At 67.1% G+C, this 16450-nt stretch carries 18 protein-coding genes; 10 read left to right on the plus strand and 8 right to left on the minus strand.

Annotated features, from left to right (window positions below):
• Nucleotides 1-115: 115 nt before the first annotated feature.
• From ACFVUS_RS07340 to ACFVUS_RS07350, 3 genes are read left to right on the plus strand one after another with little or no spacing between them, the layout of a single operon-like run.
• Complete coding sequence (locus ACFVUS_RS07340; protein ID WP_387762321.1) at nucleotides 116-1453, plus strand: PepSY-associated TM helix domain-containing protein; 1338 nt, start codon at nucleotides 116-118, stop codon at nucleotides 1451-1453.
• Nucleotides 1454-1455: 2 nt separating this feature from the next.
• On the plus strand, nucleotides 1456-2055 hold the full coding sequence (locus tag ACFVUS_RS07345) for an MspA family porin (protein ID WP_387762322.1): 600 nt from the start codon (nucleotides 1456-1458) through the stop codon (nucleotides 2053-2055).
• Nucleotides 2056-2075: 20 nt separating this feature from the next.
• Nucleotides 2076-2678 (plus strand): MspA family porin, encoded by a 603-nt coding sequence (locus ACFVUS_RS07350; protein ID WP_387762323.1) that lies wholly within the window; start codon nucleotides 2076-2078, stop codon nucleotides 2676-2678.
• A gap of 41 nt (nucleotides 2679-2719) precedes the next feature.
• On the opposite strand, the gene ACFVUS_RS07355 is transcribed toward ACFVUS_RS07350, so the two are convergent.
• Nucleotides 2720-5374 carry an AAA family ATPase gene (locus tag ACFVUS_RS07355; protein WP_387762324.1) on the minus strand — a complete coding sequence of 885 codons (2655 nt, stop codon included), beginning with the start codon at nucleotides 5372-5374 and terminating at the stop codon, nucleotides 2720-2722.
• A gap of 9 nt (nucleotides 5375-5383) precedes the next feature.
• On the minus strand, nucleotides 5384-6001 hold the full coding sequence (locus tag ACFVUS_RS07360) for a pentapeptide repeat-containing protein (protein WP_387762325.1): 618 nt from the start codon (nucleotides 5999-6001) through the stop codon (nucleotides 5384-5386).
• Nucleotides 6002-6196: 195 nt separating this feature from the next.
• On the opposite strand from ACFVUS_RS07360, the gene ACFVUS_RS07365 reads away from it, so the two are divergent.
• On the plus strand, nucleotides 6197-7156 hold the full coding sequence (locus tag ACFVUS_RS07365) for an acyl-ACP desaturase (protein ID WP_387762326.1): 960 nt from the start codon (nucleotides 6197-6199) through the stop codon (nucleotides 7154-7156).
• 68 nt (nucleotides 7157-7224) lie between these two features.
• Nucleotides 7225-7632 (plus strand): nitroreductase family deazaflavin-dependent oxidoreductase, encoded by a 408-nt coding sequence (locus tag ACFVUS_RS07370; RefSeq protein WP_387762327.1) that lies wholly within the window; start codon nucleotides 7225-7227, stop codon nucleotides 7630-7632.
• 23 nt (nucleotides 7633-7655) lie between these two features.
• Here ACFVUS_RS07370 and ACFVUS_RS07375 read toward each other — a convergent pair whose 3' ends face one another.
• Nucleotides 7656-8303: a TetR/AcrR family transcriptional regulator gene (locus tag ACFVUS_RS07375; RefSeq protein ID WP_387762328.1), complete on the minus strand. Its 648-nt coding sequence runs from the start codon at nucleotides 8301-8303 to the stop codon at nucleotides 7656-7658.
• 153 nt (nucleotides 8304-8456) lie between these two features.
• Here ACFVUS_RS07375 and ACFVUS_RS07380 point away from each other — a divergent pair, with 153 nt between their 5' ends.
• Nucleotides 8457-9095: an SRPBCC family protein gene (locus ACFVUS_RS07380; protein WP_387762329.1), complete on the plus strand. Its 639-nt coding sequence runs from the start codon at nucleotides 8457-8459 to the stop codon at nucleotides 9093-9095.
• A 78-nt stretch (nucleotides 9096-9173) separates the two neighbouring features.
• The gene (locus ACFVUS_RS07385) at nucleotides 9174-10433 is read left to right on the plus strand and encodes a hypothetical protein (protein WP_387762331.1); all 1260 of its coding nucleotides are present in this window, start codon (nucleotides 9174-9176) and stop codon (nucleotides 10431-10433) included.
• 6 nt (nucleotides 10434-10439) lie between these two features.
• Here ACFVUS_RS07385 and ACFVUS_RS07390 read toward each other — a convergent pair whose 3' ends face one another.
• Nucleotides 10440-11597, minus strand: a complete 1158-nt coding sequence (locus ACFVUS_RS07390) for a lipase family protein (RefSeq protein WP_387762332.1) — start codon at nucleotides 11595-11597, stop codon at nucleotides 10440-10442.
• A 36-nt stretch (nucleotides 11598-11633) separates the two neighbouring features.
• On the opposite strand from ACFVUS_RS07390, the gene ACFVUS_RS07395 reads away from it, so the two are divergent.
• Nucleotides 11634-12551 carry a Ku protein gene (locus ACFVUS_RS07395; RefSeq protein ID WP_387762333.1) on the plus strand — a complete coding sequence of 306 codons (918 nt, stop codon included), beginning with the start codon at nucleotides 11634-11636 and terminating at the stop codon, nucleotides 12549-12551.
• Between the two features lie 44 nt (nucleotides 12552-12595).
• Nucleotides 12596-13168 carry a GNAT family N-acetyltransferase gene (locus ACFVUS_RS07400; protein ID WP_387762334.1) on the plus strand — a complete coding sequence of 191 codons (573 nt, stop codon included), beginning with the start codon at nucleotides 12596-12598 and terminating at the stop codon, nucleotides 13166-13168.
• A gap of 6 nt (nucleotides 13169-13174) precedes the next feature.
• On the opposite strand, the gene ACFVUS_RS07405 is transcribed toward ACFVUS_RS07400, so the two are convergent.
• The 3 genes from ACFVUS_RS07405 to lexA form a co-directional block, all read right to left on the minus strand.
• Nucleotides 13175-13789, minus strand: a complete 615-nt coding sequence (locus tag ACFVUS_RS07405) for a hypothetical protein (RefSeq protein WP_387762336.1) — start codon at nucleotides 13787-13789, stop codon at nucleotides 13175-13177.
• 136 nt (nucleotides 13790-13925) lie between these two features.
• On the minus strand, nucleotides 13926-14381 hold the full coding sequence (locus tag ACFVUS_RS07410; protein ID WP_364635815.1) for a DUF4189 domain-containing protein: 456 nt from the start codon (nucleotides 14379-14381) through the stop codon (nucleotides 13926-13928).
• Nucleotides 14382-14468: 87 nt separating this feature from the next.
• On the minus strand, nucleotides 14469-15131 hold the full coding sequence (gene lexA, locus ACFVUS_RS07415) for a transcriptional repressor LexA (RefSeq protein ID WP_387762337.1): 663 nt from the start codon (nucleotides 15129-15131) through the stop codon (nucleotides 14469-14471).
• 88 nt (nucleotides 15132-15219) lie between these two features.
• Here lexA and ACFVUS_RS07420 point away from each other — a divergent pair, with 88 nt between their 5' ends.
• Nucleotides 15220-15846 carry a hypothetical protein gene (locus tag ACFVUS_RS07420; RefSeq protein ID WP_387762338.1) on the plus strand — a complete coding sequence of 209 codons (627 nt, stop codon included), beginning with the start codon at nucleotides 15220-15222 and terminating at the stop codon, nucleotides 15844-15846.
• Nucleotides 15847-15858: 12 nt separating this feature from the next.
• On the opposite strand, the gene ACFVUS_RS07425 is transcribed toward ACFVUS_RS07420, so the two are convergent.
• Entirely contained in the window at nucleotides 15859-16386 is a 528-nt protein-coding gene (locus ACFVUS_RS07425) for a hypothetical protein (RefSeq protein ID WP_387762339.1), read from the minus strand.
• Between the last annotated feature and the right edge of the window lie 64 nt (nucleotides 16387-16450).

Below are 16450 nucleotides of genomic sequence, written 5' to 3' on the forward strand. Positions count from 1 at the left end.
GCACGACCTGCCGATAGCGGCACCGATTCAGGGCCGATGTACAGCGATCCGCCCATGCCTAACGTCGCTCTCGCTTTGTCGGAACCGAGCACATGCTCCGTTGTGAAGGATGGTCGTGACGACCCAGGTGAGGGAACGGGCGGGACAGTGGGGGCGGTATCGCGCACCACTGGTGCGAATGCACTTCTACGCGGGATTGCTGGTGGGGCCGTTTCTGTTGATCGCCACGGTCACGGGGCTGCTGTACGCGGTGATACCGCAGATCGACGGGGCGGTGTACCGGCACGAATTGACCGTGGACCACGTCGGATCGCTCCGACTACCCCTCAGCGCGCAGATCGCGGCGGCGCGGATCGCGCATCCGGAGGGGACGATCAGCAGTATCAGCCCCGCCGCGGACCCGGCGGATACGACCCGGGTCGTGCTGAGCACCACCGCTGTGCCGCAGGACTATTCGCGCACGGTATTCGTCGACCCCTACACCGGGAAGGTGCGTGGCGCGTTGACCACCTACGGCGAATGGCTCCCGGTGCGGGCCTGGTTCGACGAACTGCACCGCACGCTGCACCTGGGTGCGTTCGGGCGCAACTACAGTGAACTCGCGGCCAGTTGGCTGTGGGTGATATCCCTTGCGGGACTGTGCCTGTGGGTCGGGCAGCGCCGCCGCCAGGGCCAGCTGCGGCGGATCGCGATACCGGATCCGGCCGCACCCCGGCGGGCGCGGATGTCTTCCTGGCACAGCGCCGTCGGGGTCTGGATCCTGATCGGGCTGCTCGGACTCTCGGTGACCGGATTGACCTGGTCACGCTATGCGGGCGGGCATATCGCGGACCTGCGCGGCAGCCTGGGCTGGACCTCGCCCAGCGTACCGGCCGCACTGCCCGCCGATAGTTTCTCCGGCCCAGTCGATTTCGGCACCGCCGCGGATCGAGTGCTGGCGGCGGCGACCGGCGCGGGCATCGACGGGCCGACCTGGATGACACCGGGCGCGGCGGGTTCGGCGTGGACGGTCGCCGAACGCAAACGCGACTGGCCGACCCGGTATGACGCCATCGCCGTCGATCCGGGCTCCGGCACGATCATTCATCGGCTCGACTTCGCGCAGTGGCCGTGGATCGCCCGAATCACCAACTGGGCCATCGACGCTCATATGGGTGTGCTGTTCGGGATCGCCAATCAGATCGCGCTGGCGGCCATCGCGGTCGGGTTGATCTTCGTGATCGTGCGCGGCTATCAGATGTGGTGGCGGCACGGACCACTGCGCTCGGTACTGGCACGCGGGCGGCCCACGCGCAACGCGATAGCGGGTCTCGACGTTCGCGACCGGGCCGCCATCATCGCCGCCGCCATCGTAATCGGCTGGTTCGCACCGCTTTTCGGGCTGAGCCTGGCCGCATTCGTCATCGCCGACTGCGCCATCGGGGCGTGGCGGCGCACCACCTCGAAAGGATGAGGGTGACAGGGAGAGAATTGCGACTGGCCGCACTGTCGGCCGGCGCGGCATGCGCGGTACTGCTGAGCAGCGGCAGCGCAGGCGCGGATTCGTTCATACCGCTGCCGGACGGCGGCAAATCGTTCACCACCGCCACCGGAATCGCCGTCGATATCACCCGCAGCGGTGAAGGGGCGACCATTTCCCCCGCGCTGGCGGCGAATTCGATGTCGCGCACGGTATGGGTGTCCGGTCGTTCACTCGCCACCGTCGACGGGGCGAGCGCGGGGACCCTCGAGACCGGATATCTGCTCGGCTGCCAGGTCGATCTGTCCGGCGGCATGTCCGCGGGCGGGGATCTGGCGGTCGGGATCGAATCGTTCGTACCGGAGATCGTCAGCAGTATCGAGCTCAAACCCGGTGCGGTGGCGGCGGTTTCACTCAGCAAGAAGGAACTCGCGCCCGAAGCGGGGGCGGTCGGATACGGGTATCACAATCGCGGGTTACAGATCGACGGCTGCGGCGGGTACGCGCAGGCGCGCGGGTTCACCAATCTGACCGTCCGCAATGGCGGCGGCTCCACCGTGGTGACTCTGTACGGAGCACCGTTCACCCTCGGATGACAGTGAGAACGACGGCAATCATGCGAAATATCAAGTCGGGCAATCCTTTTCTTCTAATACTCGGTCTCGCGGGTGCGGCGGCACTGACCGCCGGGACCGCCGCGGCCGATACCTTCGTGCCGCTACCGGACGGGCACGATCACTTCACCATGGCCGATGGGGCGACGGTCACCCTCGATCGCACGGGTGAGCACGCCACCGTCTGCGCGTCCATGGCGGCGAGTCCGCTCTCCCGCAATGTCTGGGTGTCCGGGGTCGCCACCGCCCGGATCGAGGGACCTGCACGGATCGGAATCCAGGGCGGCACCATCGAAACCGGTTATCTGCTCGGCTGTCAGGTCGATCTCGGCAATGGCCTGGCGGTGGGACAGGGCGATGGCGACGGCACCAAACCCGACCCCTCCACCACCCTGCGACTGGCCCCCGGCAAGGTCGTCACGGTGCCGCTGAACAGCTTCGACTTCACCGGAAACAGCGGCACCACCGAATATGTCGACAAAACCCTCGCCATCGAGGGCTGCGCCGGATATGCCCAGGCCCGCGCCTACACCACGGTGACGGTGCACGATGTGGTCATGGACGATTCCCAAACCCTGTGGGGCGCACCGTTCAGCATCGGCTGACCGGGTCAGGGCGTGCTGAATCGTCAGGGAGTGCTGAATCGTCAAGGAGTGAAGCGCAGGCCGCCGTCGAAATCGATCTTGGCGAGTTCGTCGCGGCCACTCAACCCCAGTTTGGCGAAGACGTGCGAGACATGATGGCCGACCGTCCGGGGGCTGATGAACAATTGGGCGGCGATCTCCCGATTGGTCGCGCCCTCCGCGGCCAGCCGCGCCACCCGCAACTCCTGCGGGGTGAGCACCGCGTCGTTCGCCGAACGCATCGCGTCGGCATCGCGATATCCGGCGAGTTCGAGTTCGCGGCGCGCTCGCACACTCCACGGCGCGGCCCCCAGACGGTCGAAAACCACACGGGCAGAGGTCAATTGCACCCGGGCGTCGGCACGACGGCGAAGGCGGCGCAACCACTTGCCGTACAGCAGCCGGGTGCGCGCCTGCCCGAACGGGCCGAGTCCCCGATCCGCCAGGTCGATCGCCGCGAGGAAGGCCGTCTCGGCCTCCGGGCCCTCCGTGAGCAAGGCTCGCGCACGGGCCAGGCTCGCGCCCGCCCAGACCGCTCCGGTGCGTTCGGCCCACTCGGTCAGCGCGTCGAGGAACGGCCGGGCGGCCTCGGGCCGGCCACCGCGCACCGCCGCCTCCACCGCGTCGGCGGCCGCCAGCACCGCCACGGTCGGATGCCGGTACTCACCACCGGGGGCGAGCAGACCGGCAAGATGTTCGAGCGCGGTATCGGGCCTGCCCGCGCCCAATGCGTTGACACCCAGATGCCATTGCGTCGCGGCGGAAATCGCCCGGAATCGTCGCGGCAGCGAAATTCGTTGTGCCCGAGCGCTGTACGCCTCCGCATCCGCACCGTCCCCGCGCATGGCGGCGAGCCAGGCCAGCACATTCAACGATTGCGCCTGCGTGGTCTCGGCCCCGAACTCCTCGGCCAATTGCAGCGCCTCGGTCGCATCGACCAGTGCCTCATCCCACTGCCCCGCCGAGAGCCGCAGCATCGCCAACTGCGACAGCGATAACGCCAGCAGCGCCACCTCACCGCTCCCCCGCAATTCCAGCGCCGCATCGCGATACAGCTCCAGCGCCCGAGCGCCCGCCCCCACCGCGATGGCCAGCAGCGCGGGCGGCAACCGCCAGGCGCTGGGAGCCGGTTCGCCCGGGCTCGGCAGCGAAGCCAACACCGCGATATCGGCCGCACCGGCCGAGAACAGATCGGCCGCACCGGAACCGACCGCGTTACCGAGTCCGGCGGCCCATCGCGCGCGGGCGGCGATATAGCGCAGTTCGTCCGCGACGGGGTCGCCGACCAGGGCGGCATCGCGTTCGAGGAGTTGGCAGGCGCGCACGACGTCGCCGTAGCTGATTTCGAGCAGGCCCGCGAGGCCGCCGCTCGCGCGCGCGGCGTCCGCCGCGCCGATGCGGGATTCGGCCTCCCGCAACGCTTCCCGGGCCGCGTCGAACGCGCCGCCGGTGAACATGGCGCGGGCGGCGCGGGCCAGGCGCACCGCCGCGGCCTCCGGATCGGGTGAGAGTTCGGCGGAGCGGCGCAGGGCGGCCGCGGCCGAGAGGCGGCCACCGCGGGCGGCGGCCCGCTCGGCGCTGCGTTCCAGCAGTTCGGCGACGGCCTCGTCGGGCCCGTCCGAGGCGGCGGCGAGATGCCATGCGCGCCGGTCGATTTCGTCCGGATGGTGCAGCGCCTGCGCGAGGGCGGCGTGCACCGCGCGGCGGGGTTCGACCTCCGCGCCGTCGTAGACGACCTTGAGGATCAGGGGGTGGCGCACGCGGATCCGTTCGCCAAGCGATTCCAGCAGACCGGCGTCATCGGCCTGTGCGAGCGCACCGGGGTCCAGACCCAACAGCGCTGCCGCGGCCCGGATGACCCGGATATTCCCGCCGTCCTCGGCGGCGGCGATGAGCAGCAGGGTGCGCACCTCATCGGGGAGCGCGCCGATCTTGGCTTCGAAGGCCTGCCGGAGTCTGGGGCCGAGCGTGATCGCCCCGGCGGCGGAATCTGGCTGTCCCGCATCGTCTTCCGCGAGCTCGCGCAACGCCAGCGGATTACCGCGGGTGATATCGAGCAGTTGCGCGACGCGACCGGGACTCAATTCCGGATTCGCCGCGCCGACCAGTTCCCGCGCGCTGTCCGCGTCCAGTCCGCCGATGGGCAGGCGCGCGATATCGGCGTCGATCAGCTCCGGATCCTCGAGCGCGGCGATCAACATGAGCATCGCCTCATCGCCGACCCGGCGAGCCAGGAAGGCCAGGCATTCCGCGCTCGGCGGATCCAGCCACTGCACATCGTCGGCGACGATCAGCAGCGGCCGTTCCTGCGCCAATTCCGACAGCAGGGTCAGCGCGCCGACGCCGACCAGGAATGGATCGGACGGACTGTCACTCATGCCGAACGCCGCGTGCAGTGCTTTCGCTTGCGGCGCGGGCAGATTCGCGATCCGGTCGATCACGGGCCAGAGCAATTGATGCAGTGCGGCATAGGCGAGCACCGATTCATTGCGGGTGCCGCGACAGGACAGCACCCGAAAATCCGGGGCCGCCAGGATGGTGTGCGCGAGCAACGCGGTCTTGCCGACGCCCGGATCCCCGTACAGCACCAGCGCCGAACCCGTGCCCGCGCGCGCCGCGTCCAGGGCGCGCCGCAGTGCCGACTGCTCGACCTGCCTGCCGTAGAGCGACTCAGCCATCGAGGCCACTCAATCCAGCACCAATTCGGCCAGCCCGGTCACCTCGCGCAAATGGGTGCCGCGCAATTCCGCGCCGTGCAATACCGCGTCGGTGAGTTGCGCACCCGTCAGATCGGCATTGCACAGGTCGGCCCCGGTGAGATCCGCACCGGTCAGATTCGCATCGCACAGATTGGTATAGCTCAGATTCGCGCCGACCAGGTTCGCGCCGCGCAGATCCGCGCCGGACAGATCGGTATCGATGAGATCCGCGCCCGCCAGACAGACATCGGGCAGCCGGATCTCCCGCAAATCCGCGCGGGCGAGCCGAATACCGGTCAGATCGAGGGGTTCCTCCCGGAAGTAGCGCAGTCGGCGGCGGCCGCGCAGCGCGTTCAACACCGCGGCGACATCGCACGGCATCCGACCGGCACTATCGGGACCGACGCCCTCCCGGGTGCGATAGCGCAGAAAATCCGCGTAGGTCTGCAATACCCGATTCTGATCACGCGGTGAGGCGTGCATTATCCGGTCCAACTCCCGAATGGATCCGGACCGCAACAGCGGATTGGCCGAGCCCAGATGATCGATCGCCGCGCTGAAACGCTCGGCGAACTGCTTATCGCGATTGACGAAAAACTTCAGCACTTTTCCAAATTACGGACCGCGCGGCGCGGCGGCATCGGTCATCGCATAGGTCACCGGCGACCGGCCGGTCACGGCCGGATCCGCCACCCATGTCGTGACCGATGCGGGCCGGAATCGCACCGCCCTACCGTGCGAAGCACTGCCGCACCACCCTGCACCGGCAGCCACCCCGAGACGAAAAGGCGGACTACTACAGTGGCGCGTGATCTGACTCAGCTCGAAATGCTCACCGAACTCGAGCCGACCGCGGCGAACTGCGTGAATCTGCATCTTTCCCGATCCAAGGAATGGCATCCGCACGATTACATTCCGTGGGACGCCGGGCGCAATTTCGCCATGCTGGGCGGAACCGATTGGGAGCCCGAACAATCCGCGCTCAGCCCGGTCGCCAAGGCCGCCATGATCACCAATCTGCTCACCGAGGACAACCTGCCCTCCTACCATCGCGAAATCGCCGAGAATTTCTCGCGGGACGGCGCGTGGGGCACCTGGGTCGGACGCTGGACCGCCGAGGAGATGCGGCACAGCGTGGTGATCCGCGACTATCTGGTGGTGACCCGCGGTGTCGATCCGGTCGCGCTCGAACGCGCCCGCATGGCGCATATGACCCAGGGCTTCGCCCCCGAACTGCCCGTCGAGGATCCGGACAGCGCCGCCGGATTCCTGCATTCGGTGGCCTATGTCAGCTTCCAGGAACTGGCCACCCGGGTCACGCACCGCAATACCAGCCGCGTCTGCCAGGATCCGATCGCCGACCGCATGCTGCAACGCATCGCGGCCGACGAGAACCTGCACATGATCTTCTACCGCACCGTTTGCGGCGCGGCCCTGGAGCTGGCCCCCGATCAGGCGATCGAGGCCATCGCCAATGTGGTGTGCAACTTCCAGATGCCCGGCGCTGGCATGCCCGATTTCCGGCGCAACGGGGTGCTGATGGCCAAGCACGGCGTCTACGATCTGCGCCAGCATCTGGAGCAGGTGCTGCAACCGGTGCTACAGCAGTGGAATCTGTTCCACCGCAATGACTTCGGCCCCCGCGGCGACGAGATCCGGCAGCGGCTGGCCGATTTCATCGACGACCTCCGCGAGAACCGGATCCCCCGCTTCGAGGAACAGCGCGATCGCGCCCTGGCCCGCGAGGCCGCACGGGCCTAGCTGTTGACACCCCCGTCCGGCGCGAGCAGAGTCATTCGAGCACAAGCGCTTTGGATGGGGGACAACACATGCCGAGCAAGTTCGCGAGCGCGCTGGTCACGGCGGCCATGCGGATATCGGCCCTGCTCGGGCCGAACAACATGCGCAGAATCGCCCGCTTCAACAAGTATGTGACGAATCCGGTGCAGCGGCTGTGGGCCCCGCACCTGCCCAATTACGCGATCGTCGAGCACACCGGTCGCAGCTCCGGCAAGACCTACCGCACCCCGGTCGTGGCGCTCATCGAGCACGGCGCGCTCGCGATAACCCTGAACTACGGCGCGAATTCGGACTGGGTGCGCAACCTCCAGGCAGCGGGCTCGGCCGACGTCATCCACCGGGGTCGGCGCTACCGGCTGACCGACCCCCGCATCACCCCCGCCGACGCACCGCAATTGCCACCGACGCTGCACGGGGCGCTGTCCCTCATCGGCTGACATCGGGCCGTACGCGCCGATCGTCAGTGAGCCAGCAGGGTGCGCAGTTCATCGTCGAAGAGCAGGGCCGGATCGAAGCCCATTCCGGTGAAGTGACCGGCCAATTCCAGTGACAGCACCCCGTGCATGCGGGTCCAGAACGACAGCGCGCGATGCAGGGTCGCGACCGGCACCTCATGTCCGGCGGCCCACTCGCGATGGTTCTCGAGGTGGGCGTCGAAAGGACCGGCCGGGGCGGCGGCGGAGGGCTGCGCGGCGAACGCTTCGATCAGCACCGCCATGATCTCGGAGGAGATGGCGGTGGTGTCGTCGGGCGCGTGATAGCCGGGGACGGGCGTGCCGTAGATCAGGAAGTAGCGCTGCGGATCCGCCAGCGCCCAGGCCCGGGTGGCGTGTGCGATCGCGGAAATGTCCGCGCCGGAATCGAATTCGGCGCGCAGCGTGTCGGCGAGGCTACGGTAGGCGTCCCGGATGAGTTCGGTGATGAGGTCGTCGCGGCTGGCGAAGTACCAGTACAGGGCCGGGCCGCTCATGCCCACGCGCTTGGCGATCGCGTTCAGCGATAGCGCCGAGACGCCCGCGGTCGCGATCTGCTCGCGGGCGTGCTCCTTGATCTCCTCGCGTACCTGCGCGCGATAGCGCTCGCGTGAACCCGTTCGACTCGGCGCCACGATCAGCCCTTTCTCCCGGACCTCGCGATGCCGAGATCCGGTTAGAGCCTATCAGCATATTTACCTGTGCTCAGATTCCCGATTGACACTCGACTCGTTCACTTATAGCCTCTAAATAAATCAAGTAGCAGTAGACAACGAGGGAGAACGACCATGTCGCACCGGAACCTGACCCTGATCCCCCTGGCAGCAGCCGTCGTCCTGGCCACCGTCACCGCATGCGGCACCGACGACAAGGCCGCGAGCAGCACGTCGAGCCCGGTCCCGACCACCGCGGCCCCGGCCGGATTGACCTGCGGCGGCGCGGGCATCGATGACGGGGCCCAGATCAAGTACCGCACCGAAGCCCTGATCAAAGCGCCGCTGAGCACCATCTGGAAGCTGCAGACCGATGTCGAGAACTGGCCCGCGTGGCAGCAGCCGGTCGAGAGCAATAAGCGCCTCGATCAGGGCCAGCTCCGCGACGGCTCGCAATTCCAGTGGCGCACACCGGTTCCCGCCTCGGCGACCACACCGGCCACCACCCTGGTCATCACCTCGACCGTGCATCAGATCCAGCCCGACAGTTGCATTCGCTGGAGCGGTCCGGCCGTCGGCGACGGCCTGCGCATCGACAATGGCGTGCACGTCTGGAATTTCACCGAGGTCGACGGCGGTGTGCTGGTGCGCACCGAGGAGAACTGGAGCGGCCCCCAGGTCGAGGCCGATGTCGCCACCTCCACCGCCTTCCTCGGCGCGGGCCTGGAAGCCTGGATGAAGGACCTGAAAGCCGCCGCCGAGGCGCACTCCTGAAACACGCCCGGGCGCAGTTCGGCAGCTTCGGCGTGTCGATGCGAAGCGAATCTGATTTGTCCGATTTCATTGCGATTCATGACGCGAAGCGGCGGCGGGACCTGGCGGGCGGTCTTCATCGCCGCGACGGCGCTGACCACGGTGATCGCCTGGCCCGGCACCGTGAGCGCGGCGCGTGAACCGGTCTGTCTGACCGGGACGCTCAGCTACACCAGGCCCGACGCCGAAGCCGGAGCCGAGCTACCCGAAGTGACTTCCCCTGCGCGCAATGCCAATTGGGCGCTGTACGACACACCCCGGCCCGGATTGTTCGACCGGCCGCTGGCCGCCGATATGACCGACGGAAGCGGCGCTTTCCACGCCTGCGCCGAGCATGCGGCCGGCGCGGATCTGTATCTGATGTTCATCGCCGAGAGTTCGGGCCTGTGGCAGGTACTTCCGCAGGCCGGGGATACCGAAACGCCGTACACCTTCACGGTCGCGGCCCCCGCCGTCACCGGTTCCCGTGATCTGGGGGCGGTCGCCGTTCCGGACGATATGGCCGGAGCCTGGAAGGTGCTCGACTCCGTCAATCTGCTCTGGTGGAAGCGGCCCGCCGCCGCCGGAGACTGCTGGCTCCCCCACTCCGACTGCACCCCGATGTCCTTCGTCTGGCCCGCGCGGTCCGGCAGTTCGTACTTCACCACGGCCGGATTCGTCTACCTCACCGAGGACGACGCGAACACCCGGCACGTGACCCTGCACGAGGCGGGCCACAATCTGCAATGGCTGTGGCAGCACCGCAAATGGGCCGATGTCAGCAATTGCAGTCCGCACTACATCAACCTCGCCTCCTCACCCTCGTGCGCGTTCACCGAGGGCTTCGCCGACGCGGTCGCCATGCACGCCGTCGGGGATTACCGATTCGTCTGGGGCTCAGGCTTTTCCGCCGACCTCACCAATGACGCGAACACCCGCGGCTGGGATAGCGGCGATTCCGTCGAGGGCCGGGTGGCGACCTCCCTGGTCGACCTCTGGAATGGTCCCGATCACGGCTGGGACGCCACCCTGCGCATCCTCGACCGGACCATTCCCGCCGATTTCCACGACTACTTCTACAACGACCGGCCCACCGAAAACCTCTCCACCACAGGCGAAGCCGCCGCCATCATCCACACCCACACCGCCGATCAGGCCAGCCCGAACGCCTCCGCCGCACCGCAACCGATCGACGGGTACCGCAGGCCGCTCGGACCGCCGGACAATGATCCGGGCGTCAAACAGGAACCCGAGCACCGCTGGAAGACCACCCACACCCGCTGGACCCTGCGCCCGCCCAATCCCCGCCCGACCGACTGATTCCGATCAGCGCTGACAGGTCGCGGTGAATGGCGCACCGGCGAACAGATCCCCGATCCATCCCAGCCAGCGCTCCGAAATCTGGTCCGGCGCTTCATGTCCGCCGGGAACCACCTCATCGTGGACCGGTGTCCCCAGCGCGCACATCTTGGCGACGGCCGCGTTCGACCAGGCGGTACTGACCAACTTGTCCGCATCGCCGCGCGCGATATACGTGGGAAGCGCGCTGGCCACCTTCGGCAGATTGGTGCGCCCTTCCAGATCCACCACGGCCTGTGCCGCGGCTTCATCCACGAACCGAGCCTCGTCAGGCGTGGCGGCCGCGGCCAGTGCGAGATCGGCCGGTTGCATATCGCCGGTGCACTGCGCCGCCAAACGCGGTGCGGCACCGAGCAGATCACCGTGGATCACTCGGTCATAGTCGTAGTTCGGATAGTGGTACCGCACGGCCTCCACCAGATACGGCAGGATCAGATATTGATCGGGAACGTTGAGCGTCCCCGCCCGAATTGCATCCGCGAACTCGAGTTCCAATGCCGGTGACAACAGCACCGCCCCACGGATATTCAATTCCGGCGCATACGATTTCGCCGTCTCCGATGCCGATTGCGCGGCCCGCCCACCCTGCGAGATCCCGACCAGCACGGTCTCCCCCGCCAATGGCAGGCCCATCGCCCGCGCCGCCCGTACCGAATTCAAGATGTCGTACCCGGACGACGGCGTATCCACATACGGCGCGGCCCCCGGCCCATCGAGCCCCTGGTAGTTGGTCATCACCACCGCCCGATGTCCCTCGAGTATCGCCGTCACCGCGGGGGCGGACCCGAACAGGGTCGGCGAATTGGTCGGCGCGCACGCGCTGACCACACCGGAGGTGCCGTGCCCGAGGCCGATCATCGGCCAGCCCCCGGCGGGCGCGTCACCCTTGGGCAGGAATACCGCACCCGACACCTCGATCGGCTTCCCCGCGGGCGAGGTCGACAGGTAACGGATATAGGTGGCCGAGGAAGCGGCCGCCGACAATGCCGGGTCCAGCTTCGTCAGCGGGCTCTGGGCAATCAGCGCACCGGCGGTGTCCGCCGCCGTTTTCCCGCTATCGGCGGTCGTACCGCAGGCCGCCACGACCAGCGCGGCGACGATCGGGAAGAGAATTCGCGTTCGCATACCACTCCTCCTACAGAGATTGGCTACGATCAGACCATGCGGTCCATTTGGAAGGGCTCCATCGCGTTCGGGCTGGTCAACGTCCCCGTGAAGGTTTACACCGCCACGGAAGACCATGACATCAAGTTCCATCAGGTGCACGCCGCCGATGGTGGGCGAATCAAATACGAGCGGGTCTGCACGGTCGACGGGCAACCCGTGCAGTATGCCGATATCGATAAGGCGTACGAATCCCCCGAGGGCGATCGGGTGATCCTCACCGATGAGGATTTCGCCAAACTTCCCGCCGCCGAGAAGCATGAGATTCCGGTGCTGCAATTCGTGCCCGCCGAACAGATCGATCCCATGCTCTTCGATAAGAGCTACTTCCTGGAACCGGATTCGACGACACCCAAAGCCTATGTGCTGCTGGCGAAAACACTCGAACACACCGATCGGGTCGCCCTGGTGCATTTCACCCTGCGACAGAAGACCCGGCTCGGCGCGCTCCGAGTGCGGGACGGGGTGCTGGTATTGCAGGCGCTGCTGTGGCCCGATGAGGTGCGTGCGGTGGCGTTCGACAAACTCGACGGGGTCTCCGAGCCGCGACCGCAGGAATTGCAGATGGCCGAGACGCTGGTCGATACGCTCTCGGACGATTTCGATCCCTCGCAGTACGTGGACGAATACCAGATCGAATTGAAGAAGATGCTGGACGAGGCCATCGCCAGCGGCAGCGGCAAGGTCACCCGCGCGCCCGAGAAGGCCGCGCCCGAGATGGATGCCGAGGTAGTGGACCTGGTCGCGGCGCTGCAACGCAGCCTCGAGGCTTCCGGGCGCGGTACCGGTAAGTCCGCATCGGCCCCCGCCAAGGCGGCCAAGGCCACCAAGGCCACCGCCGCCGCGAAGAAGACGCCCGCCAAGAAGACCGCGGCGAAGAAGGCCCCGGCCAAGCAAACTCGCAAGGGCGCGTGAGACCGGGCGGGTGAGAACCGCATCCACCTGGCAAACTGTCGGGTATGGAACCCGCCATAGCCATCGTCCCCATGGGACTCGGACATCTACGCCAGGTCCTGGATCTGGGCTACGAAGTATTCGACACCTCCACCAAGCCCTACACCTCCTGGTCGCTGACCTCGGTGGCCGAGCATATGGACAGCCCCAGCCGCTCCTGCTGGGTGGCGGTGGACTCGGATCGGGTGGTGGGGTTCGTGCTGGGTTCCATGGAATTCGAATTGCGCGATGACTGGGGCTATCTGGAGTGGATCGCGGTCGCACCGGATATGCAGGGCCGCGGTATCGCCGGGCGGCTCATGTCCGCCTGCTGCGACACCCTTTTCGAGGGTGGCGCGCGCCGGATCGTCACCGATGTGGAAATCCACAACACCGCCTCGGCATCCTTGATGAAGCGCAACGGCTTCACCGAGGGCACCACAGTCACCCTGTTCGTGCGCCCGAATCCCAGCCCGGTCGAGGAGGCCGTCGCGGCCGGTGACAGCGATCAGGTCACGCTGACCCCGGGCACCAAACGCGAACTCATCCGCAAGGGCCGCATCGCGGGTGAGGGCGGCCGCCCGCGCGTCAACCGCTAGCCCGCATCACGCGTCGGCGACGGCGCGGGCCCGGCCCTCCCGGAAGAATTCCAGCAGGGCCTCGACCGTGCCCACCTCGGTCCGTGAACGTTTCGCCCCGAACGGGGCATTCCAGAACTCGCCGTGCCGCCGCGTCCACGGGCCGACATAGGCGTACGGCTGCGGGTTCTCCCAATCGCCCGGCGACACACCGTAATTCACCTCGCCCACCGCGACCGACAGATCGAAGTGCTCCGGCCACAGCACCGGCTGCTCGGCCGCGAAGCGCCGTAATGCGGTGTCCCCCACCGCGAACCAGTCGTGCACCGTCACCGCCGCCTCGGTGTCCACCACGAACGGCTCGTCCGGATCCATGCCCGTGCCTTCGCAGTACAACCCGTTGGGCGGCCCGTCCGCTTCGAACCCGGCGGCGATGGCGAGCTGAGTGTAGCTGCCGTGTAATCGGATTCGGCCCTGCGGCCAGACCAGATCCGGCCCGGTCACCGACACCGGCCATTTCACGCCGGTGAACCCGCCCAGCACGATGCGCATGCGAATGCTGCCGAATCTCCGATACTGCGGACCCGCGATGAGCAGTTCCGCCGCCGCGTGCATCGCGAACCGGGTGTCCTCATAGGTCATGTCGTCCACCTCGAAATCATCTCCGGCCGGACGGGTGGTTTGCTGGAAAACGGGCCCTGGCAAACAAAAGTGCGCCGCACCGGAAAATCCGGTACGGCGCACGGGCGGCGAGTACGCTAGCGCGCGCTCGCCAGGGTCAACGCGCGTTATCGGTGCACGCCGACAGAATCACCTTGGCCCCGCGCGGCGACGCGGAACCGACGTCCGGGAACTTCGGCGCGCTGTTGCCCAGCACGTCGATGGCGCCCTTCTCGGCATCTACCTTGGTGGCCGCCCACGCCCAGCCGAAGCGGGTGTCGGCGCCCTGTGCGACAGCGCCGCACGCGTTGGCGAAGTGCACGACGACCTCACAGTCGCCGCCACCGCACTTGCTGACGGCGGCGCCATCGGCACCGCCCCAGCTGCCATAGTTGACCGCGTATGCGACATTTCCGGTGCTCCGAGACAGCGCCAGGGCGCCGTACAGATCACCGGAAGCGGCCGTGAATCCCGGCGCGTCTTCCGCCGCGTTGGCGGGACCGGCGGCCATGATGCCCATCGCGGCCATCGAGGTGATGGCGAGGCCTATTCCGGCCTTGCGCAGCAACGACATTCGATACTCCCCGTGATGAATTATTGGAACGGGTCGAATCCTTGTCGAGGGACCCCATATTGTCCAATCCGGTCTTACCGGACGGAATCAAACGCGGCGCATTACCGAGACGACTTTGCCGAGCACAACTGCCTTGTCACCATCGATCACGTCGTAGGCCGGGTTGCGCGGCTCCAGATAGACATGGCCGTTTCGCCGGCGATAGACCTTGACGGTGGCTTCGCCATCGATCATGGCCGCCACGATTTCCCCGGAGTGCGCCTCGCTCTCCTTCCGGATCACCACGATGTCGCCATCGCAGATGGCCGCGTCGATCATGGAATCGCCGCGCACGCGCAGTCCGAAGACGGTGCCGCGGCCGACCAATTCGCGCGGCAGCGACAGCACATCGTCGGTGTGCTCCTCGGCCAGGATCGGCGTGCCCGCCGCGATATCGCCGACCACCGGCACCGGCACCGAATCGCCCGCGCTCTGCTGCGGCGCGGCGGCGGTGAGGAACAGCCGCACATCCATCGGCCGGGTGACCGATTCGCCGCGGGTGAGGAAACCGCGATCCTCGAGCGCCTTCAAATGTTTCGATACCGACGAACCGGATTTCAGCCCGACCGAGTCACCGATCTCCCGGGAGCTGGGCGAATACCCGTGCCGCTGTACCCAATCGCGGATCGTGCAGAGAATCTGCTGCTGGCGCGGGTGCAGGCTGGAGGTGTCGAGGTGGGCGAACCCGTCGAAGTCGTCGTATCCGGTCACCCGCGCATCCTACGGTGCGGCGACACGGTTGCCCGCCGACTGCCGCCAACGGTCCGCGTGTGTCGCCGCCGTGGACTAGTTTGGTGCGGTGAGTTGCGAATTCGTCGTACTACCGGCCGATTCCGTTGCTTCCGCCGATGAGGTCGAAGCGTATGCAGCCGCCAGCGGCGGCATTCCGGCGGTGAGTCTGGGCCCGGTACTGGCCGGGCTGTGGCGCTGGAATACCGAGATCCCGGTCTGGAACGGGCGCATCACGCTGGCCGCCGTCGGCGATTGCGTCCGGGTGACAGTGCCCGATCACGCGGCCTGGCGCGCGCTGCTATGGATCGAAGAACTCATCGCCGGAACCGAATTCGCGCTCTACGATCCGCGCGACGGCAGTCTGGCGGGACCCCAAATGCGGGACTTCCGCGTCAATGTCGGCGGCGCGCGCTATTTCAATGTGCTGACCCAGCGCCAATTGCACTCCTGGATACCGGAATTGACGACGGTCGCCCGCACTCCCTTTCTGATTGTCCAGGAGCCGGATGATCCGGACACCTTCATCCAGACCTACCGGCAGCCGACCGGTGAATTCCTGCTGGAGTATCGCGACGGCGGCCACATGTTCAGCACCACCCTGGACAATCCGACGCGTATCGCCGACTACATGTGGGACTGGGCCGATGATCGCCGCAAGAATCTCGACAAACTGTTCTGGACCAAACGTCCCTGACGCCTTGACGACTCAGTAGTAGAAGCACACCAGGCCGGTGCCCTCGGCCTGGCAGGTGCGCGCCCATTCGCGCATTTCGGCCACCGAGCCGCGAATCGAGTCGTCGGTCAGCAGCTCCAGGTCGACGGCGTCCAAAGTGTCGGCCATGGCATCGATTCGGTGGTTCTCCACGAACCCGATACTCGGGAAGTCGTCGATGGGCGGCAGGTCGATGGGCGCGCCACCGAGCACGAGCTCCGCCGGATCGAAATCGACGCCGATATCGGCCAGCGCCTGTTCCACCATCGAGAAGTAGCGGAACCGCATGCCCGCCCAGTGCGCATTGCCGAGCAGCTTCCCCGAGTGGTGGCACAGCACCTCGAGCGCATGCCCGTAGGTGGGCCCGAAGTCCTGTTCCATCGGCTCGCCCAGCAGCAGCTGCCGCATCACATCGCGCGGGGTGAGCCCGAGCTCCTCGGCCTCATCGAGCCGATCCAGCACATGCTGCGGCGTCGACCGCACCACGGCATCCGCGAACTCCTGGCCATAGGATCCGACCAACCGGATCCCTTCCAGGTCAACGGCATACGGGCTGACAATGTAGGACAAGGCTCCCCTTCCGGCG

Source organism: Nocardia sp. NPDC058058 (genome assembly GCF_042885355.1).
Classification (GTDB): Bacteria; Actinomycetota; Actinomycetes; order Mycobacteriales; family Mycobacteriaceae; genus Nocardia.

What these genes read in the sequence shown, in the direction of transcription:
- ACFVUS_RS07410 (WP_364635815.1), bottom strand. Translation starts at nt 14,381, where the DNA reads ATGTCGTTGCTGCGCAAGGCCGGAATAGGCCTCGCCATCACCTCGATG.
- ACFVUS_RS07380 (WP_387762329.1), top strand. Translation starts at nt 8,457, where the DNA reads ATGTCGCACCGGAACCTGACCCTGATCCCCCTGGCAGCAGCCGTCGTC.
- ACFVUS_RS07385 (WP_387762331.1), top strand. Translation starts at nt 9,174, where the DNA reads ATGACGCGAAGCGGCGGCGGGACCTGGCGGGCGGTCTTCATCGCCGCG.
- ACFVUS_RS07400 (WP_387762334.1), top strand. Translation starts at nt 12,596, where the DNA reads ATGGAACCCGCCATAGCCATCGTCCCCATGGGACTCGGACATCTACGC.
- ACFVUS_RS07370 (WP_387762327.1), top strand. Translation starts at nt 7,225, where the DNA reads ATGCCGAGCAAGTTCGCGAGCGCGCTGGTCACGGCGGCCATGCGGATA.
- ACFVUS_RS07350 (WP_387762323.1), top strand. Translation starts at nt 2,076, where the DNA reads ATGCGAAATATCAAGTCGGGCAATCCTTTTCTTCTAATACTCGGTCTC.
- ACFVUS_RS07405 (WP_387762336.1), bottom strand. Translation starts at nt 13,789, where the DNA reads ATGACCTATGAGGACACCCGGTTCGCGATGCACGCGGCGGCGGAACTG.
- ACFVUS_RS07355 (WP_387762324.1), bottom strand. Translation starts at nt 5,374, where the DNA reads ATGGCTGAGTCGCTCTACGGCAGGCAGGTCGAGCAGTCGGCACTGCGG.
- ACFVUS_RS07395 (WP_387762333.1), top strand. Translation starts at nt 11,634, where the DNA reads ATGCGGTCCATTTGGAAGGGCTCCATCGCGTTCGGGCTGGTCAACGTC.
- ACFVUS_RS07390 (WP_387762332.1), bottom strand. Translation starts at nt 11,597, where the DNA reads ATGCGAACGCGAATTCTCTTCCCGATCGTCGCCGCGCTGGTCGTGGCG.